We start from the raw sequence: 22,326 nt of genomic DNA on the forward strand, positions 1-22,326 counted from the left end.
CCACACGAATTGCTTGATTCAGTTGTTAAAGAGCGGTGGCTGAAGTCTTTCGCTTCAACCGAGGCGCGCATTCTACGCCTTCCTCTAAGTCTGTCAAGCGTTTATTTTGAAGTTTTTCAGAATTTCTCGTTCAACTTCAAACACTTGCTTCAGCTACATCGGCGATCACTCGCTGTCTGTGGGGGCGCATTCTACCGATTCAAAAAGACCCGTCAAGGGAATATTTCGAAAATTTTCAAAAATTTCACGTACTTGGCGTTGAACCCCTGCAGCACGCAATCGCGTCTATATAGAAGCCGGCAGACGAGCGCCCGATCACCCTTCAAATGGCTCACAAGGCCATTCTTGAGCCTGTGTGATTGTTCAACAATGGCCGACGTTTTATGCGATAAACGGCGCCCCCTGGAAAATACGACCACCATGACGGACAACAAACGAGGCAAGGGACTTTCATTTGTCAGAAGGATCCATGCACCGCGCACCATCGGCATGGGCATCGGCCTGCTCGGCGTTTATGCCGGCATGGAGCCCCTCGCCCCACCGACCTGGGTGTGGATCGCCATGTTCTTCAACGGGCTGGCCTGGCCCCATGTCGCCTATCTGCTCGGCCTGCGCTCGCAGACGCCCTACCAGACCGAACAGCGCAGCCTGCTGATCGACTCCATGACCGGCGGCTTCTGGGCCGCCGCGATGCAGTTCAATCCGCTGCCGAGCGTCACCATCCTGTCGATGATGACCATGAACAACGTTGCCGCCGGCGGACAGCGCCTGTTCCTGCGCGGCGTGGTCGCCCAGGTTGCCGGTATCCTGCTGGGCCTGGCGATCTTCGGCCCGGGCCTGCAACTGGTCAGTACTACCCAGCAGGTCTACGCCTGCCTGCCGATGCTGACCCTGTACCCGCTGGCCCTGGGCTGGGTGTGCTATCGCCTGGCGATCCAGCTCGCCGAGCACAAACGCCGCCTCAGCGCCCTGAGCCGGACCGACAGCCTCACCGGCCTGCTCAACCACGGCTCATGGAAGGACCTGCTGCAACTCAAGTTCCAGACCTGCCAGCAGCAACGCCGCAGCGCAGTGATCGCGATCATCGACATCGATCACTTCAAGCGCATCAACGACAGCTACGGACATGTGGTCGGCGACGCCGTGCTGCGGCATTTGAGCAAGGAACTGAAAAGCAACCTGCGCGAGGACGATCTGGCCGGACGCTACGGTGGCGACGAGTTCTGCGTGATCCTCCCCGAGACCAGCCTGGAACAGGCCACACGCATCATGGAGCGCCTGCGCCAGCGGGTCGCCAGCTACCGCGACGAATCCCAGCCAGAGCTGCGAATCAGCCTGAGTATCGGGCTCGCCCTCTGCCGCACCGATTTCGACGATCCGGTCGCCTGGCTCAATGAAGCCGACCGCGCCCTGTATACCGCCAAGAACAATGGCCGCGACCAGGTCAATTTCGCCGACGCGAGCAGCAGCGCCGCGAGAGTCGCCTATCCTGAGTGAAGTTCGCCCGCGCGACGCCTGCGCCGCGGGTGTTTTCCCGACAGGACCGGCACACCATGGCCAGGAACGCCAACACCCCTTCCAGCAGTTCGCGTCCACGGCTGCACGCGCGCAAGCTGATCGTCGCCATCGCGCTGCTGTTCACCCTCGCGTGCGCCGTCGCGCTGGGCGCGCTGTTCCACATCGCCTATCAGTTGAATCAGGGAGAAAGCAGCAAGAGTACCTTCTACGCCGACAAGGCCCTGCAGCAGCGACTCGACGCTTCCCGGCAGTTTCTGTCCAGTTATGCCGTATGGGACGCCGCCTATCAGCACCTCGATGGGGAAGCCGACCGGCACTGGGCCTATATAGAGAAGAACGTCGGAGAATCGCTGTACAGCGCCAGCGGCTATGAAGGGGTCTTCGTCGTCGATGACCAGCGCACCAAGTACGCCCTGTTCAAGGGACAACCGAGCGAAGCCGCGGTCAGCGCCTACCTCGACGCCCCCCTGGCGGAGATCATCGGGCAAGCCCGCGCCCTGGCCGTCGAGCGCGGGCAACTGAGCCGCTACGTATTGTTCAACGGCTGGCCCGCGATCCTCACCGCGGCGGCGATCCGCCCGGACAACAAAGTGCTCGATGTCGACCCGCAAACCACGTCGGTGCTGCTGTTCGTCGACCAGTTGACCCAGTCCAAACTGGACAACCTGGCCGACGACGCCGGCCTCAGCGGCATGCACATCGTCAAACAGGACCAGCAGTTCGCGGATGCCCCCTCGCTGTCCCTCGATCCACTCGGCTACAGCCTGCAGTGGACTCCGGCACGCCCGGGCGATCACCTGCTCTGGGCCATGCTGCCGCCCTTGCTCGGCGCCATGCTGGTGTTGGCGTTGCTGATGGTGTGGTTCTTCCGCTATGCGCTGCGCACCTCGCGGGAGATCGACGACAACCTGAACCACCTGCAGGCCAGCAATCAGGCGCTGGAAGCCAGCGAACAGCGTTTTCGCGCGGTCGCCGAGGCAGCGTCCGACTGGATCTGGGAAACCGACCGACAACAACGCCTGACCTATCTGTCGCAACGCTTCGTGGATGTCACCGGCTACCGCACCAGCGACTGGCTCGGCCAACCGCTGAACCTGCTGCTCAGCGGCGATACCACTCCCCTCGGCGCCTGGCTCGACGATCTCGACGAACCCACCAGCCAACAGGCCTCGCACCTGCGCTGCGCCTACCGCGACCAGCACAACGTGCTGCGCTTCTGCCGGCTCTCGGCACGACCGATTCGACTGAACGGCAAACCCGCGGGATTTCGCGGCACCGCCAGCGATATCACCGACGAAGTCGCCGCCCATGCGCGCATCCAGCATCTATCGATGCACGACGCCCTGACCGGCCTGGCCAACCGCAACAAGCTTTCGCGTTTCCTCGAACAGGCCCTGCTCAAAGGCCAGGAGGCGACGCCGCTGACCTTGATCCTGCTCGATCTGGACAGTTTCAAGCCGATCAACGACTCCCTCGGCCACGCCGCCGGCGACGCGGTGCTGCTGGAGGTGGCCGCGCGCCTGCGGGAAAGCACCCGCGACGGCGACCTGGTGGCGCGCCTGGGCGGCGACGAGTTCGTCCTGGTCATCGCCAATATGGACAATCGCAACGAAATCGATCGTTTCTGCGCACGCCTGATCGAAAGCCTGCACCAGCCCATCCTCTATGAAGAACACGGCCTGCACATCGGCGCCAGTCTGGGCATCTCGCAGACCCGCGTGCAGGGATTCGATGCCGGCGAGCTGATTCGCTGTGCCGATGTCGCCCTGTACCAGGCCAAGGCCGAGGGCAAGAATACCTGGCGCTATTTCTCGGCGGAGATGAACCAGCAGATCCAGTACCGCCGGCAATTGGAGAATGATCTGCGCCGGGCAGTGAAGAATCACGAGTTCGTTCTGCACTTCCAGCCGCGCTACCGCCTGCAGACCCTGGAGATCGTCTCGGTCGAGGCGCTGGTGCGCTGGCAGCATCCGGTCGAGGGCCTGCTCGGCCCGGACACCTTCATTCCCCTGGCCGAACAGACCGACCTGATCGTCCCCCTGGGTCTCTGGGTGCTGCGCCGCGCCTGCGAGATCGCCCGGGACTGGCCGGCGCCGTTGCTGGTCTCGGTCAACCTGTCACCCGCGCAGTTCTCGCGCAGCGACGTGGTCGCCGACGTCCGCCAGATCCTCGTCGAGACCGGCTTCGCGGCGCAGCGCCTGGAACTGGAAATCACCGAGAACGTCATGCTCAACGACATCGAAGGTGCGCTGGGCACCATGAATGCCCTGAAAGAACTCGGTGTGCGCCTGAACATGGACGATTTCGGGACCGGCTACTCCTCGCTGGGCTACCTGCGTACCTACCCGTTCGACAGCATCAAGATCGACAAGCGCTTCGTCGCCGGCCTCAGCAGCGACAACAACGACCGCGCCGTGGTCCAGGCCATCATCAACCTGGGCAAGGCCATGGGCCTGACGGTGACGGCCGAGGGCGTGGAAAACGAGCAGCAGCTGCTCGCCCTCGGCATGGAGCAATGCCACGAAGTGCAAGGTTTCTATCTGAGCCGGCCGCTGGATCAGGAGGCGTTCGAGGCCCTGCTGCAACGCCATCCGCTCCCCCACGACCAGGTCGGCTAGGCCAGGCGCCGGCGCTGGGCCATGATCTCCGGCAGGTCGCGACGCCGTTGATAGACCCGCAGCGGCTCGCTGACATTGAGGCGGTCGTCGACGTTCTGTTCCAGCAGGACATCGATCAGTTCGCGACTGAGGGTCATGACCTCGCCCTCGCCCGCCTGCCAGACGAACTCGCTGCTGGGGGTGATGCTGTCGTCGGCCACGTCCATGCCGAACGAGTCCTCGCTGAAACGCACGATGTGTTTGCCGAGCTTGCGGTGGAAACCGACAAAGCCCTTGAGCTGGTCGGCGGCGGCGCAGATGGCCTGGGAAGTGATGTGCATGTCAAACCTCGCTGAAAACACCCGAGTGGATGCAGGTCGAAAGGAGTTGGCACGCAAGAGAAGAGGCAGTCCTCTGCCGGGAATGCTCGAATGCTGCAAGGGTACTGGAAATTGCCTACCGTTTGTGCCGAATTTTCTTCCAAGCCGCGGATGCTCGCTACACTAGCAATCCACGCTTGTATCCGGTGTTCGACTCCTGATGAAAAATGCCCCCCTTTCAGACAGCGCTACCATTGGCCGGATCAGCGTGATTCCGGCCATTCTGCAGGTCATCAGCGAAACCACCGGGCTGCGCTTCGCCGCCGTCGCCCGGGTCACCGAAGCGCGCTGGACGGCCCTGGCGGTGCTCGACACCCTGGGCTTCGGGGTCACCGTGGGCGGCGAGCTGGATGTGTCCACCACCCTGTGCAACGAGATCCGCCTGGCGCGAAAAACCATCGTCATCGACCGCGCCAGCGAAGACCACGAGTACTGCGAACACCCGACACCACGCCTGTACGGCTTCGAAAGCTACATCGCGGTACCGGTGTTCCGTAGCGACGGCAGTTTCTTCGGCACCATCTGTGCCCTCGATCCGTTGCCGCGCGCGCTCAGGGGCAGCGCGATACAACCGATGATGGAGGCCTTCGCGCGCCTGCTGTCGATCCAGATCGAGAGCGAGGAAAGTGTCCAGCGCACCGAAATCGCCCTGGAAAAGGAACGCGAAATCGCCGGCCTGCGGGAGAAGTTCATCGCCGTGCTCGGCCACGACCTGCGCAACCCGCTGTTCGCCATCACCGCCGGTGCCGAGCTGCTGAGCAAGCGCCTGACCGACGAGCGCTCACGGACCATTGCCGAGCACATCCTCACCTCCGGCCATCGCGCCACCCAACTGGTCCGCGATGTCCTGGACTTCGCCCGTGGTCGCCTGGGCGACGGCATCACCCTGAACATTCAGCCCTGCCCGGACCTCGACCAGGCGCTGCGGCACGTTGCCGCCGAACTGCAGCGGGTGCATCCGCTGCGGGTGATCGAACTGGACATCGGCGACCTGTCGGAACTGAACTGCGACCGCGAGCGCATTTGCCAGGTGCTCTCCAACCTGATCGCCAATGCCCTGCAGCATGGCGACGAAAGCGGGCCGATCAGGATTCGCGCCGGCATCCTCGACGATCAGTTCGTCCTCAGCGTGCACAACACCGGCGAACCCATCGCCCCCGCAATCATGACGCAGATGTTCGAACCCTTCTCCCACCCCGCCTCGGACGCACCGCAGGTCGGTCTCGGGCTGGGCCTGTATATCGCCAAGCAGATCGCCATTGCCCATGGCGGACGCATGGAAGTGCGCTCGTCCGCCGAGGCCGGGACCCTGTTCAGTCTGTATCTGCCACTGGATCGAGCTGCGCCGTCAGCAACTGCGCCAGCCAATCCATGAACGCGCGCACGCGCGGCGGCAGGTAGCGCTGGCGGGCGTAGAGCAGTGAGATCGGCATGCTCGGCGGTACATGTTGCGGCAGGAAGGCGCGCAGGCGCCCGGACGCCAGGTAGTCGCGCACACCGACATGCGGCACCTGGATGATGCCCAGTCCGGCCAGCGCGGCGCTTTCGTAGGCATCGGTATTGTTCGCGGTGATCGCACCGGCCATCTCCACGAAGTGGGTAGTACCGCCGTGCTGATACTCGAAACCCGCGCTGCGAGTGCCGAGGGTTTGCACGTAGTGCACCAGTTGGTGATGGTCCAGATCCGCCAGCGATGTCGGTGTGCCATGACGCTCGAGGTAAGCGGGACTGGCGCAATTGACCATCGCCAGGCGTCCCAGTGGCCGTGCCACGACCGCCAGGTCGCTGAGCGCGCCGATGCGCAGCACGCAGTCGAAACCCTCGCGCAGCAGGTCGACCTGGCGATCGGTGCAACTGACCTCGACGCTGAGCCCGGGATGGCGCGCCATGAACGCCGGCAGACGCGGCAGGATGATGCGTCGGGCCATGCGCGTCGGCAGGTCGACCCGCAGGCAGCCGCTGAGATCGGCCGGATCGGCGCGAAACAGGCCTTCGATTTCCTCCAGGCGCGAGAGCAGTTCCTTGCTCCGCTCGTAGAGTTGCAGACCGTCCTGGGTCGCCTGCACGCGCCGCGTCGAGCGATTGAACAAGCGCGCGCCGAGCTGGCTTTCCAGGGTGCGGACCTGCTCGGAGACGGTGGAGCGCGGCAGGCCCAGTTGCTCGGCGGCCAGGGTGAAGCTGGCCAGTTCGTTGACCCGGATGAAGGTACGCAGCAGTTCCGGCTTGAGCATGGGCGGACACCTTATTGTTCGATAATGACGAACAGTATTTCCGAAATTCGTGGATCTATCAGGAAAACAACGACCAATAGACTTCTCTCAACGTCAACGTCCCCAACGAGGTACCGCACATGTCCCGCAAGATCGCACTCATCACCGGCGCCAGCCGTGGCCTGGGCAAGAACGCCGCACTGCATCTGGCCAAACAGGGCTTCGACATCATCGGCACCTACCACAGCAAGGCCGGCGAGGCGCAGACGCTGGTGAGCACCCTGCAACAGTCCGGCGCCCGCGCGGCCATGCTGCAACTGGACGTGGGCGACAGCGCCAGCTTCGCAACCTTCGCCAGCAGTTTGCGCGACACCCTGGAACGCGACTTTGCCCGGGCCAGCCTGGATGTGCTGGTGAACAACGCCGGGATCGGCATCAACGTGCCCTTCGCCGAGACCAGCGAAGCACAGTTCGACCAATTGCTGAACATCCAGCTCAAAGGCCCGTTCTTCCTGACCCAGCACCTGCTGCCGCTGATCGCCGACGGCGGCCGGATCATCAATATCTCCACCGGTCTGACCCGCTTCGCCTTGCCCGGCTATGCCGCCTATGCCGCGATGAAAGGCGCCATGGAGGTGCTGACCCGCTACCAGGCCAAGGAACTGGGTGCCCGCGGCATCCGCGTGAATATCCTCGCGCCCGGGGCGATCGAAACCGATTTCGGTGGTGGCGTGGTGCGGGACAACGAAGGGGTCAACGCCTTCATCGCTGGCAATACGGCGCTGGGCCGGGTCGGCCTGCCGGATGACATCGGTGCGGCCATCGCTGTCCTGGCCAGCGATGGCGCCGGCTGGGTGACCGGTCAGCGCCTGGAGGTCTCCGGCGGCATGTTTCTCTGAGTGGCGGGTTCGCCCAGGGCCGCCTGCAACTGCGCCAGCGCCGGCAGTTGCAGGGCCTGGGCGGCATAGCACAGACCCACCCGACGACTCGGCGCGGCGCCCTGGCAGGGGCGCCACTGCACGCCGGGATGATGCTCCACCAGGGACTGCGGCAGCAGCGCCTGGCCCAGCCCCGCCGCGACCAGATACACCGCCTGCTGCAGGGTCGCTGCCTGTCCCACCGCATCCTGCGCCGCTTCGCCGTAGAACCCGAGCAAGCGCTGGTGAGAAGCGTCCCGTGGACAGATGATCCAGCGTTGCCCGCTACCAGCCGCCGGCAGCGCCAGGACGAACGGTTCCTCCCACAACGGCAGGAACAGCTCGTCCTCGCAGCACAAGGTCTCCACCCCCAGGCGCGCGTCGCCGGCGCAACCGTCGAGCAGGGTCAGTTGCAACGGTGGCAGGGCCGCGCTGGCCATGCGAATGAACGACTCCACGTGCGCCGCGGCGATATCCGCCTCGATCCCCAGTTGCAGCGAGATCTGCCGCCGCCCTTCGCGAAACTGCCTGCCCAGGGCCTCGGCCTCGGCCACCATGCGCTGCGCCTGCGGATACAGGACCCGCGCCGGCTCGCTGACCTCCACGCCACGGGCCTGACGCTGGAACAGTTGCACGCCCAGTTCGTCTTCCAGCTGGCGGATGGTCACCGACAGCGAGGGCTGCGCCACGCACAGGCGCTGGGCGGCGGCGGTGATGTTGCGTTCTTCGAAGACCGCGATGAACGCCTTCAGGTGTCGTATATCCATAGTCATTTCCGATGCCAGCCAGCGGAATAAGCCGTTTCTCAAGCCTTTCCGCGCTCAATAGAATTCAGTCATTCAATTCGATTATGCCTTGGAGGTCATCATGCTCAAGCCCCTGATCATCATCACCGGTGCCAGTTCCGGCATCGGCGAAGCCTGCGCCCGCCTGTTCGCCGCCGCCGGCCACCCGCTCCTGCTGCTGGCCCGACGCCTGGAACGGATGCAGGCGCTGAACCTGCCCAACACCCTGTGCCGGGCCGTGGACATCCGCGATCGCCAGTCCTTCGCCGCCGCCGTGCGCGAAGCCGAGGCCGCCTTCGGTCCGGCCGATGCCTTGATCAACAACGCGGGGGTGATGCTCCTCGGCCATATGCACGAACAGGACCCGGAGCAGTGGGAGCGCATGCTCGACATCAACGTGAAGGGCCTGCTCAACGGCATCCACCTGCTGGTGGGCGGGATGATCGAGCGCCACCACGGCACCCTGATCAACGTCAGTTCGGTGGCTGGACGCAAGACCTTCCCCAATCACGTGGCCTATGTCGGCACCAAGTTCGCCGTGCACGGGATTTCCGAGAACCTGCGCGAGGAGCTGTCGCCGCACAACGTGCGGGTGGTGACCATCGCCCCGGGTGCGGTGGAGACCGAGCTGCTCGGCCACACCACCGACGAAGGCATCAGGCAGGGCTACCAGCAATGGAAGCAGCAGGACATGGGCGGCCAGGTACTGGCGGCCGACGATGTGGCCAATGCCATCGCCTACGCCTACCAGCAACCGCAGCACGTGTGCATCCGCGAGATCGTCCTGGCGGCGACGCGCCAGCAACCCTGAGCGGGAAGCAGCGCCGCAGAGGGAAATCGCAGGCAAAAAAAATGGGCGACCGAAGTCGCCCTAAATGCCTTGCGTGCTCGTTATATCGGGAAGGATCAGCGGTCTTTGCGCTTCTGCGAGTCCTTCCAGATGAAAAGTCCGAAACCGGCGAAGAAAACAAACATCAATCCGACCGTGACGACGCCAGCGACAACCACATTATCGAAGAACATGTCGGCCTCCATTTGCCTGTGCCTGTCCGATGAGTGAACAGTAGCGAATGTGCCGGGAGGGAAAATTGACCGAAATCAATGGCGCCCCGAGCGGGCGCCGAAGGCGGGTGCAGGTTTGACCTGCATCAAGATTTTCAGCGCTTGCCGGGTTTGCCCTTGGGCTTTTTCTTCGATTTCCTGGTGCTGGCGATCGGCATGGCCTGCTCGAAGGCCTTGCGCACTTCGTTCAGGCGTTTGTCGTTGAGGTCGTGAATGCGACGGGCGCGCTCGGCGCCGAAATCGATCAGGTTGTCGTCTTGGCTCATGGTGGGCTCGGAGGCGGACAGCGAAGGCATCATGATGAAGCCGACTAGACTTCGATGTCCACCAGCAGGCCCTGGCGGTTCTCGCCCCCCATCAGCGGGGCGACCGGCACGGTGTTGTCGGCGTTCAGGTCATCGCCGGGCAGCGGATGGTAGGGATCGTCGGGGGACTCGTCGGCGCCCTGCTGGCCATGGCGCTGGCCCTGGCGGCGGCGCTGCTCCTCGCGCAGCAACAGCGCGGCCTGCTCCGGGTCGCGGTGCTTGAGGTCGATGGCGCCCTCGCTGGAAGAGGGTTGCGCCGGCACCACGGGCTTGATGTCCGGGGTCGGCTTGACCGGGTCCATTTGCTGCGTGATGGGGGCAGCGCTCAGCGGAATCAGCGGTGGCAGCATGGCGTTCGGTCTCCTGTCACCCTTTATATCGGCGCGTTCTATCCAGGCTTGAGGCTTCGACCAGCGTCCACGGGCAATATTGCAGGGGCCGCACGGTGCTCGACGAACGGGCATCGACACCCGCCTGGCCGCCGGATAGCCGGAATCTTTGGCCTGGATGCCGCTATCCGTTAAGATAGTCAGCTTTTTCATGGCGGGAGTCAGGCAGTATGGCGCAGCAGTATCAACCGGGACAACGCTGGATCAGCGACAGCGAAGCCGAGCTGGGTCTGGGTACCGTTCTGGCACAGGACGGCCGCTTGTTGACCGTGCTCTACCCGGCTACCGGCGATACGCGCCAGTACTCGTTGCGCAACGCCCCGCTGACCCGGGTGCGCTTCTCGCCAGGCGACCAGATCACCCATTTCGAAGGCTGGAAGCTGACCGTTCGCGAAGTCGAGACGATCGACGGCCTGCTGGTCTATCACGGCCTCGACGGGCAGAACCAGGCGCGCACCCTGCCGGAAACCCAACTGTCCAACTTCATCCAGTTCCGCCTGGCCAGCGACCGCCTGTTCGCCGGGCAGATCGACCCGCTTTCGTGGTTCTCGCTGCGCTACAACACCCTGGAACACACCAGCCGCCAGTTGCAGTCGTCGCTGTGGGGCCTGGGCGGCGTGCGCGCCCAGCCGATCGCGCACCAGTTGCACATTGCCCGTGAAGTGGCCGACCGGATCGCCCCGCGGGTTCTCCTGGCCGACGAAGTGGGCCTGGGCAAGACCATCGAAGCCGGCCTGGTGATCCATCGCCAGCTGCTCTCCGGCCGCGCCAGCCGCGTGCTGATCCTGGTTCCGGAAAACCTCCAGCACCAGTGGCTGGTGGAAATGCGCCGGCGCTTCAACCTGCAGGTCGCCCTGTTCGATGCCGAGCGTTTCATCGAGAGCGATGCCAGCAATCCGTTCGAGGACGCGCAGTTGGCACTGGTCGCCCTGGAATGGCTGACCGAGGACGACAAGGCCCAGGACGCGCTGTTCGCCGCGGGCTGGGACCTGCTGGTGGTGGACGAGGCGCATCACCTGGTCTGGCATGAAGACCAGGTCAGTCCGGAATACGCGCTGGTCGAACAGCTCGCCGAAGTCATTCCCGGCGTCCTGCTGCTGACCGCGACCCCGGAACAACTGGGTCAGGACAGTCACTTCGCCCGTCTGCGCCTGCTCGACCCGAACCGTTTCCACGACCTGGCCGCCTTCCGCGCCGAGAGCGAGCACTATCGCCCGGTGGCCGAAGCCGTTCAGGAACTGCTCGACAATGGCCGTCTGTCAGACAAGGCCCACGCCACCATCCAGGGCTTCCTCGGTGCCGAGGGCGAAGCGCTGCTGGCCGCGGTCAGCGATGGCGACACCCAGGCCAGCGCCCGCCTGATCCGCGAACTGCTGGACCGCCACGGCACCGGCCGCGTGCTGTTCCGCAATACCCGCGCCGCGGTGCAGGGTTTCCCGCAGCGTCAACTGCACGCCTACCCGCTGCCCTGCCCCGACCAGTACATGGAGTTGCCGGTCGGCGAGCACGCCGAGCTGTACCCGGAAGTCAGCTTCCAGGCCCAAGGTGACAGCGACGAGGAAAACCGCTGGTGGCGTTTCGACCCGCGGGTCGACTGGCTGATCGATACCCTGAAGATGCTCAAGCGGGTCAAGGTCCTGGTCATCTGCGCCCACGCCGAAACCGCCATGGACCTGGAAGACGCCCTGCGCGTGCGTTCCGGCATCCCGGCCACGGTGTTCCACGAAGGCATGAGCATCCTCGAGCGCGACCGCGCCGCGGCGTACTTCGCCGACGAGGAATTCGGCGCCCAGGTGCTGATCTGCTCGGAAATCGGCAGTGAGGGCCGCAACTTCCAGTTCGCCCACCATCTGGTGCTGTTCGATCTGCCGGCGCACCCGGACCTGCTGGAGCAGCGCATCGGTCGTCTCGACCGGATCGGCCAGAAGCACACCATCGAGCTGCACGTGCCGCACTTGCAGAACAGCCCGCAGGAGCGCCTGTTCCAGTGGTACGACCAGGCCCTGAATGCATTCCTCGCCACCTGCCCGACCGGCAACGCCCTGCAGCATCAGTTCGGCCCGCGCCTGCTGCCACTGCTGGAGGACACCGATGATGGCCAGTGGCAAGCGCTGATCAACGAAGCGCGCGCCGAGCGTGAGCGTCTCGAAACCGAACTGCACAGCGGTCGCGACCGTCTGCTGGAGCTCAACTCCGGTGGTGCCGGCGAAGGCCAGGCGCTGGTCGAGGCGATCCTCGAGCAGGACGACCAGTTCGCCCTGCCGATCTACATGGAAACCCTGTTCGACGCCTTCGGTATCGACAGCGAGGACCACTCGGAAAACGCCCTGATCCTCAAGCCGAGCGAGAAGATGCTCGACGCCAGTTTCCCGCTGGGCGACGACGAGGGCGTGACCATCACCTACGACCGCGACCAGGCACTGTCCCGCGAGGACATGCAGTTCCTGACCTGGGAACACCCGATGGTGCAGGGCGGCATGGACCTGGTGCTAAGCGGCTCGATGGGCAACACCGCCGTCGCACTGATCAAGAACAAGGCGCTCAAGCCGGGCACCGTCTTGCTGGAACTGCTCTACGTCAGCGAAGTGGTCGCCCCGCGGGCGCTGCAACTGGGTCGCTACCTGCCGCCGGCGGCGCTGCGCTGCCTGCTCGACGCCAACGGCAACGACCTGGCGCCGCGAGTGGCCTTCGAAACCCTCAATGACCAGTTGGAAAGCGTGCCGAAAGCCAGCGCCAACAAGTTCATCCAGGCCCAGCGCGACGTGCTGACGCCACGCATCAACGCCGGCGAAGCCAAGGTCATGCCGCGTCATGACGAGCGCGTGGCCGAAGCGCAACGACGCCTGGCGGCGGAAACCGACGAGGAACTGGCGCGCCTGACCGCGCTGCAGGCGGTCAACCCGACGGTGCGTGACAGCGAGATCGTGGCGCTGCGCAAGCTGCGCGAGGATGGCCTGGCGATGCTGGACAAGGCGGCGCTGCGGCTGGAGGCGATTCGGGTGCTGGTCGCCGGTTGAGTCCTAGCGACATAAAACCTGTGGGAGCTGGCCTACCAGCTCCCACAAGGTTCGCGACGTACTAAACGGCTTCGGCGCCCTTGCCTGCCTCCGCCCCACCCTCCTCCAGCATCCCCGCCTTCATCCGCTGCGCATCCCGGGCAAAACTCCGCGCCGCCAGCAGCAGGAACACCAGGGTCATCAGCAACGCCAGCGGGATCAACCCCATGGCATCATGCAGGCCGACCGCCTTGAACGCCTCGCTCATCTCCAGCGCCTCCGCCTCCAGCATCGCCGCCTTGGCGTAATGGTCCGACAACGATCCCACCACCACCGGCCCCAGCCCGCCGCCCAGCAGATACAGTCCGGCGAAGAACAGCGCCATCGCCGTCGCCCGCAGACGCGGCTGGACCACGTCCTGTATGGCGGTGTAGACACAGGTGTAGAAGTTGTAGGCAAACAGCCAGCCGATGCCGAACAGGGCCACGAACACGCCGATCTCCACCCGCCCGGCATACAGGGCGACGCCGGTGCCCAGCGTCGCCACCAGCATGCTGAAGGCGCCGAACAGCAGGCGTCCATTGACCCTGCGCTGATGGACCTTGTCGGCGATCCAGCCCCCCAGGGTCAGGCCGATCAGGCCGGTCACGCCGACGATCACCCCGGTCGCCACCGCCGCCTGCTGCAGCGACAACTGAAAATAGCGCTGCAGCATCGGCACCATGAACGAGTTGCAGGCATAGCTGGCGAAGTTGTAGGCCAGCCCCGCCAGCACCAGCCAGCCAAACGTGGGAATGCTCAGCACCCGGCGCAGCGGCCGGTCCAGTGGTGCCTGCGACGAGGCCACGGTTTCTGCGGCACCCCGCGCCGGCTCGCGGATGAAGAACACGAACACCGCCAGCAGCAGCCCTGGCACCGCAGCAATGAAGAACGGCGCACGCCAGCTGCCGAAGTACTGGACCATGGCGCCAATGCTGAAGAAGGCCAGCAGCAACCCCAGCGGCAGGCCGAGCATGAAGATCCCCATGGCCCGGGCGCGGCGCTCGGCGGGAAACAGGTCGCCGATCAGCGAGTTGGCCGCCGGCGCATAGCTGGCCTCGCCGATCCCCACACCCATGCGCACCAGCAGGAAGCTCCAGAAACTGCCGACCATGCCGTTGACCGCGGTCAGCCCGCTCCACACCGTCAGCCCCCAGCCCATCACCTTGCGCCGCGATCCGGTATCGGCCAGACGTCCGAGCGGCAGGCCGGCAATGGCGTAGACCAGCGTAAAGGCAGTGCCGATCAGGCCGATCTGCAGATCGCTCAGGTGCCACTCCAGGCGAATCGGCTCGATGACGATGGCGGGAATGGTTCGATCGAAGAAATTGAACAGGTTGGCCAGGAACAGCAGGAACAGAATGCGCCAGGCATTGGCCGCTTGGGTGGGGCTGTGCATCGTTCGATCCCTCGTCGTTTTTCTTGGCGTGCGCTGCACGCCGCTGAAAATCTAGAAGGCATTCCGGGCACTGTCTGCCATCTTGCAACGGGCTGATGGCGGGTAATTGTAACCATTTGCGCTGTTAGAACGTTCGGCGATAACGCTTATACCCCAATCATTGAAATCAATCTGCCATTAACTCCGATGACATCACTCGGTCTTTCTATAATGAATTCCAAAAGAGTCTCCAGGCGGTTTGGGGGACGAGTGCAAACTCGACTGAACTGAGAGGCGCGCTATGGATTGGCTCCACAGGCTGCTCGCCGCACACCCGGCTGGACACTTCGCCATCGAGGCTCACCACAATCCCTACCTGATCCTGCTCGCCTATCTGGTGATGTGCGCGGGCAGTTTCGCCACCCTCGACATCATCGAGCGCATCGGCGATGCCGAACAGGCCAGCGCGCGGCGCCGCTGGAAAGTCCTCGGCGCCTGCTGCCTGGCCTGCAGCGTGTGGGCGATGCACTACATCGGCATGCTCGCCTTCGAGACCTCGCTGGACGTCCACTACGACATGTTCCTCACCGGCGTGTCGCTGTTGATCATGCTGTTCGCCGCGCTGCTGGCCATGAGTTTTCTCGGCCAGCCATTGCCGCACACCCGCCACTACTGCATGGCGGCGCTGTGCGTCGCCGCGGGGGTGGCGATCATGCACTACACCGGCATGGCCGCGATGCGCTCAAATGCCCAGCAGTACTACGACCCGACCCTGGTGGCGGCCTCGGTGGTGGTGGCGCTGGTCGCCGCACTGCTGCCGCTGCTGATGGCACGCTACCTGCGCCAGGGCCGCAGTGCCTCCCCGCTTCTGTTCAAGTACAGCGCCGCCGTGGTGATGGCCGCTGGCATCATCGCTACCCACTACACCGGCATGTGCGCCCTGAGCCTGATCCTCCCGGGCGGGACCGCACCGCAGATGACCGTCACCGACAACAGCCTGCAACTGAGCCTGACCATCGCCGTGATCACCCTGCTGATCAGTGGCAGTTGCATCAGTGCCGCCCTGTCGGACAAGAAGCTGCAAAGCAAGGAACAGGACCTGCGACGGGTCAACACCCTGCTCAGCCAGCTGGATCAGGCACGGGTCTCGCTGCAGCAGGCGGCGCACTACGATGCCCTGACCAACCTGGTCAACCGCCGCGGCTTCAACCAGATCTTCGCCGAGCGCCTCGCCGAACGGGCCCAGGCCGGCGGCATGCTGGGGGTGATGTTCCTCGACATCGATCACTTCAAGCGCATCAACGACAGCCTCGGCCACGACGCTGGCGACTGCCTGCTCAAGGCCATCGCCCACCTCATCAACTCCGCCACCCGCGCCCAGGACGTGGTAGCACGCCTGGGTGGCGACGAGTTCTGCATCCTGTTCTACCTGAAGCATCCGGAAGAGGCCCGCGGCCTCGCCCAGCGCATCCTGCAGAAAGTCCGCGACCCCATCGACCTCGGCGGCCGACGCATGGTGATGACCACCAGCATCGGCATCAGCCTCTACCCCACCGACGGCAACACCTGCGACGAACTGCTCAAGCACGCCGACCTGGCGCTGTACCAGTCCAAAGGCAGCGGGCGCAACAAGGCGCACTTCTTCAGCGACAACCTCAAGACCCGCGCCACGCTCGAACTGCAACTGGAAGAGGAACTGCGCATCGCCCTGCACGAAGACCTCGGCCTGTGCCTGTATTACCAGCCGATCTACGAGCTCGCCAGCGGCAAGGTGAGCAAGCTGGAAGCGCTGATCCGCTGGCAGCACCCGCAGCATGGCCTGCTCAGTCCCGACCGTTTCATCGGCATCGCCGAAACCAACGGCCTGATCGCCGAGCTCGACCTGTGGGTACTGCGACGGGCCTGCCACGACCTGGCGGAACTGAGCCAGCACGGCTTCGGCGATCTCAAGGTCACGGTGAACTGCTCGGCCCTCACCCTGGGTCGCGAGGAACTGGCCCAGGAAGTCGAGGACGCTCTGCACAGCGCCGGGCTGGCGGCCTGGCGCCTGGAGCTGGAAGTCACCGAGAACGCCCTGATGGCCAACATCCACAGCACCATCGCCCTGCTGCGGCGCATTCGCGAACAGGGCGTGTCGCTGTCCATCGACGACTTCGGCACCGGCTATTCCTCCCTGGCCTACCTCAAGCGCCTGCCCCTGGACACCCTGAAGATCGATCGCTCGTTCATCCAGGATGTGCCGCGTTCACGGGCCGACAACAACATCGTCCAGGCGATCATGGTCATGGCCCACACCCTGCACCTGAAGGTGATCACCGAGGGCGTGGAAACCGAAGAACAGTACGACTTCCTCCAGCAACTGGGCTGCGACGCCATCCAGGGCTACCTGCTCAGCCGACCGGTGCCGCTGGAAGACCTGCACGGGGTGCTCACGACCCTCAACCACCGCGAAGAAAGCCTCATGGCTTGCTGCGATACAGATCAATCAGCGTCGCTGGATCTTTTTCCAGATAGCCCTGACTGCCATGCAGGCGCATCAACTGTGCGGCCAGGCCACTGAGCGGTGTCGCCGAGCCCTGCTCGCGAGAGAATTTCACTGCGGTATCAAGGTCCTTGAGCAAAGTGCGCACATGCCACTTCACCGGCTCGAAGCGACTCTCGGCCATCTGCGGGGCAAGAATCTGCAACGGTTTCGAATCGGCGAAGCCGCCGGCCAGGGCCTCAGCGATCAGACTGGCAGCGACCCCGGACTGCTCGGCCAGGGCCACCACCTCGGCGATCACCAGGGCATTGCAGGCGACGATCATCTGGTTGCAGGCCTTGGTCACCTGCCCCGCGCCCACCCCGCCCATATGGGTCACCCGCTGACCGAGCGCCAATAGCGCCGGACGTACGCGCTCCAGGTCCGCCGCCTCGCCACCGACCATGATTGCCAGGGTGCCCGCCTCGGCGCCCGGGGTACCGCCGGACACCGGCGTATCCAGCCAGCTCATGCCCGTGGCGGCCTGCAGCTGCGCGGCCATGTCCCGCGTGGCCGTGGGTTCGAGGCTGGAGAAATCCACCAGCAACTGACCGGCCCTGGCCTTGCTGGCAATGCCGCCATCGCCGAAGACCACCTCGCGCACCACGCCGGTATCGGCCAGGCACAGCATCACCACATCGGCGGCATCACACAGCTCACCGGGGTGCTCGACCTGACGGGCCCCCGCCGCCACCAGCGGCGCGCATTTGTCCGGCGAGCGGTTCCACACGGTCAACTGATGACCGGCCGCCAGCAGCCGGCGACACATGGGCAGGCCCATCAGACCGATACCGGCGAACCCCAGGGACAAAGGCAGAGAATTGCTCATCTACAGCTCCAGACAGTTAAAGAAGTTGACGGGTTGGACGATTCAGAAACTGGCGCGACGGGAAAACCCCTAGGGTTTATAGGGTAAAACCCTATCGCTCACGCCAGAGACGCGCTGATACAGTCGCGAAACTTATCCAGGGATGGCTCAATGATATCGACTGTTGAAAGGCCTTCCCCCCAGGCACATGGCGCAAAATGACCTCCAAGAATACTCCTGCCACCGTGATTTCCGAGCTGCTTTCAGCCACCGCGCCCACTTCCTACGGGACCCGCAGCTACTACAGCCAGCCCACGCTGAGTCCGCAGCAATACCTGTACTTCACCGAACCCGACACCCAGCGCATCCTCGACAACCTCGACGGCCTGCGTGACCTGGTGTTTCCGCCGAGCCTGCATGTCGAGGACGATGCCCAGCTGCGCCTGGACCAGCAGTTCCCTTCGGTGTGCCTGATCGGCCTGGGTCGTTGCGGTTCGAACATCGCCCTGGACGTCGCCGAGCTGGTCTACAACGCGCGGACCTTCTACCTCAACGAATTCAACAACGACGATCGCGCCGGCAACGACCCGACCTGGAATCCGGCGCACTGGATCCGCAACAACCTGCGCCTGGTCCAGGCCAAGAGCGCCAAACCGGTGTTTCTGGTCGAGCCGCTGGTGATGCTCGGCGACCTGGACAAGGACATCGCCGGACGCATTCGTTTTTCCCGCAAGGGCGAGAAGAGCGGTTTTCTGCGCGACTACAGCAAGATGAAGATCATGGACCTGTCCGAGGTCCACGCCGGTGGTGCGGGCAACGCGCCGATCCTCGGCCAGTACCTGGCGAAGATCATCCTCAACAAGGAAACCCACCGCTTCTCCAGCGCCGACTGGAAACTGATCCACTCGTACCTGATCGATTCCTGCGGGATCAAGGCCAACCAGTCGCGGCTGTACTTCTATATCTTCAGCGCCGGCGGCGGCACCGGCTCGGGCATGGCCTCGGAATTCGGCCTGGCCCAGCAGTTCTCGTACATGAACAAGACCTTCGACACCAAGCCGGCCGACGAGCAGGATGGCGAGGCGGGGCATTCGTTCGTCTTCGAGCCGATCTTCACCAGCGGCATCTGCGTGCTGCCGAACATTTCCGATCATCGCAGCGAGATGTCCGAAGCCCTGCACATCAACGCCGGGCGGCTGCTGTGCAAATACCTCTCGGAAGAATGGGACTTCTCTTACAACTTCGATAACGAAGACAGCAGCGAAGCCAGCGTGATGGGGCGGATCCGCCCGTGGAACGCGATGATGCTGATTTCCAACGACATCATGCGTTACGCCGAAGAAAGCGACGACGGCAATATCCAGAACATCGACGTCAACGCCATGGAGAAGCACGCCAACCAGTACATCTCCCAGCAGATCTTCAACATCCTCACCGCCCAGGCGGTGACCACCGACTACGACCAGAACTACTTCCGTCGCGCCGGCATCGACATCGGCGAGACCATCCGCCTCGACGCCAACGACCTGTTCATGAGCCTGGCCGGCCCGGTGGCGATCGCCTACGCCGAGTCCGTGGTCCCGGAAACCCCGGGGCAGAATTCGGAAAAAGGCTTCAAGGTGTTCGAGAAGGAACAACCGCGCCTGAACATCGACGACCTGTTCTTCCGCTCCATCGACCTGCCGCACTTCAACAAGGACACCCAGGCCATCGAGGGCATCAGCCTGCTGCCGATCGAGTCGAAACGCTATCGCGCCGCCCTGGAGCAGTACCGCAACTCCGGCTGCGACGCCGCGGCGCTGCATGACCTGCATTTCTTCAAGAACTGTTCGTCGGTGGTCTCGATCGTCTCGCTGCCCAAGGACTACAAGCTGTCCTACATGGACCTGAACCGGCTCAAGACCCACCTCAACAACCTCTTCCCCAACACCACCCTGAAACGCTACGCCCTGGTGATCGGTGCCTCGGCCAACCTGTCGCTGACCACCCTGATCGCCAAGAGCCCGTGCCTGTCGGACGATTTCCTCACCCTGATCGTGGCCTTCATCAAGCGCTGCTTCGCCAGGGCGCCCTACCGCTTCGACGAGACGCTGGACAACGCCATCCTCGACTTCATCACCCGCGAGGAGTTCGAGGACGAGCGCATCGACGAGTTGCTCAACGAATTCGAGAATCCGGCGAAGATCCTCGATACCAACTGGTACGCGATCAAACCGATGTACGAGAAGAAGTACCGCGAGTTGATCAACGACAAGAACAAGTTCGTCTCGATCAACGATATTCGCCTGTCGCGAGAGTGCGTGAAGAAGGCGGTGAAATATTTGCGTGAAATTTATCGGCACCGCATCGGCAAGACCAAGGTCATTTCCCTCAATAGCCATACCGGGAAAGTCGACTACTAAGTTTTCGCGCAGACAGAAACGGGGCGTCCATCGGACGCCCCGTTTTCATTCGTGCCGCTTTTTACCCGTGCCGACTGTTACCGCCCGATCAGGGTGCGAGGGGACTGTTACCAACCGTCACCCTGCCTGAACGGTCTCACGCACCAAAATGGCCTGGCTGTGCGTTTTTACGCACCAAATAGGAGCCGGCTTACAGCGATTTGCGCTCCTGGATCACGATGAACGGCGAGACGACTACCGCCCAGATCTCTGGATCGCGGTTCTGCAGGTCAAGTGCCTGCTCCGAGGTGACAGGCCCGACGGTGCCAGCATTACGCCACAGGGCCACGCTTTCGGCACGATTCGCGGCCATTGCCTGTGCGACTTCGATCAGGTCGAGGGAAGGGTCGACCCAAATCAGGTCACCCTTTGCCCAAAAACGCTCCAAGGCTTTCCACTCGATTACCGCGGTCTCGCCGAGCAATTTGGCATAGAGGGTGCTTGGTTCATCAGTCATGGGTTCCACCAAAAATAATCCGGCTCAAATGAAAGGCCGTTATTTTTGCAGAAAAACCCAGTTTCAAATAAGTAATTGGTCGGCAGGTTCAACGAAGCCAAACGTTTCCGGACACTTCCGGACGAGTAGAAGACGCTTTTTTGTATCTTTATGTCGATCAGGCGACACCCGCGGTTTTTGCCTCGGCGGGCCTGCTTTTCAAGCGATGAAGCAGCGCTCTACACTGTACCGGTACAGTTGCCAGGGCATTCACCGGGGGCGAAACCGGAAAGTCAGGCTGCGATACGGCGTGGCCGTACCGGGTCTGTCGGGTCCTCTGCCCTGGCGCAAGGACGATAAAAATTACAACAGAATGAGTGGAGCACTATGAGTAAGGCTACTAAGCAGATTTCCAAGCTGTTCGCCGCGATGGTTCTGGCCGGCGTCGCCAGCCATTCCTTCGCCGCCGATACCATCAAGATCGGCATCGCCGGCCCGAAGACCGGCCCGGTGACTCAATACGGTGACATGCAGTTCATCGGTGCAAAACAGGCCATCAAGGACATCAACGCCGCCGGCGGCGTGGATGGCAAGATGCTCGAAGCCAAGGAGTACGACGACGCCTGCGATCCGAAGCAGGCCGTGGCCGTAGCCAACAAGGTGGTCAACGACGGCGTCAAGTTCGTGATCGGTCACCTCTGCTCCAGCTCCACCCAGCCAGCGTCCGACATCTACGAAGACGAAGGCGTGATCATGATCACCCCGGCTGCCACCAGCCCGGAAATCACCACTCGCGGCTACAAGCTGATCTTCCGCACCATCGGCCTGGACAGCGCCCAGGGCCCTGCCGCCGGCAACTACATCGCCGACCACGTCAAGCCGAAAGTCGTCGCGGTCCTGCACGACAAGCAGCAGTACGGTGAAGGCATCGCCACCGCGGTCAAGTCCACCCTGGAGAAGAAAGGCACCAAGGTCGCCGTCTTCGAAGGCCTGAACGCCGGTGACAAGGACTTCTCCTCGATCATCCAGAAGCTCAAGCAGAACAACGTCGACTTCGTCTACTACGGCGGCTACCACCCGGAACTGGGCCTGATCCTGCGCCAGGCTCAGGAAAAAGGCCTGAACGCCAAGTTCATGGGTCCGGAAGGCGTCGGCAACGACTCCATCTCGCAGATCGCCCAGAACGCCTCCGAAGGCCTGCTGGTCACCCTGCCGAAGTCCTTCGACACCGATCCGGAGAACAAGAAGATCGTCGACGCCATCAAGGCCGACGGCAAGGATCCTAGCGGTCCGTTCGTGTTCCCGGCCTACTCGGCTGTCGAGCTGATCGCCCAGGGCATCAAGAAAGCCGGCAGCCAGGACACCGACAAGGTAGCCGCGGCCATCCACGCCGGTACCTTCAAGACCCCGACCGGCGAACTGTCCTACGACGAAAAAGGCGACCTGAAAGACTTCAAATTCGTGGTCTACGAATGGCATTTCGGCAAACCGAAAACCGAAGTCTCCCCTCAGTAATTCCGTCTGACACATGACCGAAAAGCCCA

General features: G+C 63.5%; 18 protein-coding genes. 9 read left to right on the top strand and 9 right to left on the bottom strand.

The annotated features are described in order from the left end of the window. The first annotated feature begins 420 nt into the window (after window positions 1-420). Together RTI28_RS28715 and RTI28_RS28720 are read left to right on the top strand one after the other, a co-directional pair. A complete protein-coding gene (locus RTI28_RS28715) occupies window positions 421-1,497 on the top strand; it encodes a diguanylate cyclase (RefSeq protein WP_316923631.1) in 1,077 nt (358 codons plus the stop codon). A 56-nt stretch (window positions 1,498-1,553) separates the two neighbouring features. Beyond that, the gene (locus RTI28_RS28720; RefSeq protein ID WP_316923632.1) at window positions 1,554-4,136 is read left to right on the top strand and encodes an EAL domain-containing protein; all 2,583 of its coding nucleotides are present in this window, start codon (window positions 1,554-1,556) and stop codon (window positions 4,134-4,136) included. Here RTI28_RS28720 and RTI28_RS28725 read toward each other — a convergent pair. Beyond that, window positions 4,133-4,456: a DUF2025 family protein gene (locus RTI28_RS28725; RefSeq protein ID WP_042122861.1), complete on the bottom strand. Its 324-nt coding sequence runs from the start codon at window positions 4,454-4,456 to the stop codon at window positions 4,133-4,135. The genes RTI28_RS28720 and RTI28_RS28725 overlap by 4 nt on opposite strands. Window positions 4,457-4,655: 199 nt before the next feature. Here RTI28_RS28725 and RTI28_RS28730 point away from each other — a divergent pair, with 199 nt between their 5' ends. Beyond that, window positions 4,656-5,870 carry a GAF domain-containing sensor histidine kinase gene (locus tag RTI28_RS28730; protein ID WP_316923633.1) on the top strand — a complete coding sequence of 405 codons (1,215 nt, stop codon included), beginning with the start codon at window positions 4,656-4,658 and terminating at the stop codon, window positions 5,868-5,870. On the opposite strand, the gene RTI28_RS28735 is transcribed toward RTI28_RS28730, so the two are convergent. Beyond that, the gene (locus RTI28_RS28735; RefSeq protein WP_316923634.1) at window positions 5,809-6,726 is read right to left on the bottom strand and encodes a LysR family transcriptional regulator; all 918 of its coding nucleotides are present in this window, start codon (window positions 6,724-6,726) and stop codon (window positions 5,809-5,811) included. The genes RTI28_RS28730 and RTI28_RS28735 overlap by 62 nt on opposite strands. A 119-nt stretch (window positions 6,727-6,845) precedes the next feature. Between RTI28_RS28735 and RTI28_RS28740 the strand changes: the two genes are divergently transcribed. Continuing rightward, entirely contained in the window at window positions 6,846-7,604 is a 759-nt protein-coding gene (locus tag RTI28_RS28740) for an SDR family NAD(P)-dependent oxidoreductase (RefSeq protein ID WP_316923635.1), read from the top strand. On the opposite strand, the gene RTI28_RS28745 is transcribed toward RTI28_RS28740, so the two are convergent. Then, window positions 7,568-8,389: a LysR family transcriptional regulator gene (locus RTI28_RS28745; protein WP_316923636.1), complete on the bottom strand. Its 822-nt coding sequence runs from the start codon at window positions 8,387-8,389 to the stop codon at window positions 7,568-7,570. The two genes, RTI28_RS28740 and RTI28_RS28745, sit on opposite strands and share 37 nt — an antisense overlap. Window positions 8,390-8,489: 100 nt before the next feature. Between RTI28_RS28745 and RTI28_RS28750 the strand changes: the two genes are divergently transcribed. After that, on the top strand, window positions 8,490-9,218 hold the full coding sequence (locus tag RTI28_RS28750) for an SDR family oxidoreductase (protein ID WP_316923637.1): 729 nt from the start codon (window positions 8,490-8,492) through the stop codon (window positions 9,216-9,218). A 95-nt stretch (window positions 9,219-9,313) separates the two neighbouring features. Here RTI28_RS28750 and ccoM read toward each other — a convergent pair whose 3' ends face one another. The 3 genes from ccoM to RTI28_RS28765 form a co-directional block, all read right to left on the bottom strand. Continuing rightward, entirely contained in the window at window positions 9,314-9,430 is a 117-nt protein-coding gene (gene ccoM / locus RTI28_RS28755; RefSeq protein WP_042122864.1) for a cytochrome c oxidase subunit CcoM, read from the bottom strand. 134 nt (window positions 9,431-9,564) lie between these two features. Further along, entirely contained in the window at window positions 9,565-9,735 is a 171-nt protein-coding gene (locus tag RTI28_RS28760; protein WP_316923638.1) for a hypothetical protein, read from the bottom strand. Between the two features lie 44 nt (window positions 9,736-9,779). After that, complete coding sequence (locus tag RTI28_RS28765; RefSeq protein ID WP_316923639.1) at window positions 9,780-10,124, bottom strand: aspartate-semialdehyde dehydrogenase; 345 nt, start codon at window positions 10,122-10,124, stop codon at window positions 9,780-9,782. Window positions 10,125-10,333: 209 nt separating this feature from the next. Between RTI28_RS28765 and rapA the strand changes: the two genes are divergently transcribed. Beyond that, a complete protein-coding gene (rapA, locus tag RTI28_RS28770) occupies window positions 10,334-13,180 on the top strand; it encodes an RNA polymerase-associated protein RapA (RefSeq protein ID WP_316923640.1) in 2,847 nt (948 codons plus the stop codon). A gap of 61 nt (window positions 13,181-13,241) precedes the next feature. Here rapA and RTI28_RS28775 read toward each other — a convergent pair whose 3' ends face one another. Beyond that, window positions 13,242-14,597, bottom strand: coding sequence for an MFS transporter (locus tag RTI28_RS28775; protein WP_316923641.1), 1,356 nt, complete (start codon window positions 14,595-14,597; stop codon window positions 13,242-13,244). A 280-nt stretch (window positions 14,598-14,877) separates the two neighbouring features. Here RTI28_RS28775 and RTI28_RS28780 point away from each other — a divergent pair, with 280 nt between their 5' ends. Beyond that, window positions 14,878-17,136 carry an EAL domain-containing protein gene (locus tag RTI28_RS28780; protein WP_316923642.1) on the top strand — a complete coding sequence of 753 codons (2,259 nt, stop codon included), beginning with the start codon at window positions 14,878-14,880 and terminating at the stop codon, window positions 17,134-17,136. Here RTI28_RS28780 and RTI28_RS28785 read toward each other — a convergent pair. Then, window positions 17,036-17,926 (bottom strand): NAD(P)-dependent oxidoreductase, encoded by an 891-nt coding sequence (locus tag RTI28_RS28785; RefSeq protein WP_316923643.1) that lies wholly within the window; start codon window positions 17,924-17,926, stop codon window positions 17,036-17,038. The two genes, RTI28_RS28780 and RTI28_RS28785, sit on opposite strands and share 101 nt — an antisense overlap. 197 nt (window positions 17,927-18,123) lie before the next feature. On the opposite strand from RTI28_RS28785, the gene RTI28_RS28790 reads away from it, so the two are divergent. Continuing rightward, complete coding sequence (locus RTI28_RS28790) at window positions 18,124-20,307, top strand: hypothetical protein (protein WP_042122848.1); 2,184 nt, start codon at window positions 18,124-18,126, stop codon at window positions 20,305-20,307. Window positions 20,308-20,497: 190 nt separating this feature from the next. Here the strand turns inward: RTI28_RS28790 and RTI28_RS28795 are convergent, their stop codons facing one another. Next, entirely contained in the window at window positions 20,498-20,803 is a 306-nt protein-coding gene (locus RTI28_RS28795) for a DUF2288 domain-containing protein (protein WP_316923644.1), read from the bottom strand. A gap of 366 nt (window positions 20,804-21,169) precedes the next feature. Here RTI28_RS28795 and RTI28_RS28800 point away from each other — a divergent pair, with 366 nt between their 5' ends. Beyond that, window positions 21,170-22,297 (top strand): branched-chain amino acid ABC transporter substrate-binding protein, encoded by a 1,128-nt coding sequence (locus RTI28_RS28800; protein ID WP_042122844.1) that lies wholly within the window; start codon window positions 21,170-21,172, stop codon window positions 22,295-22,297. The last annotated feature ends 29 nt before the right edge of the window (window positions 22,298-22,326 follow it).

Origin of the sequence: Pseudomonas sp. zfem002, assembly GCF_032621685.1 — a bacterium.
GTDB lineage: Bacteria > Pseudomonadota > Gammaproteobacteria > Pseudomonadales > Pseudomonadaceae > Aquipseudomonas > Aquipseudomonas japonica.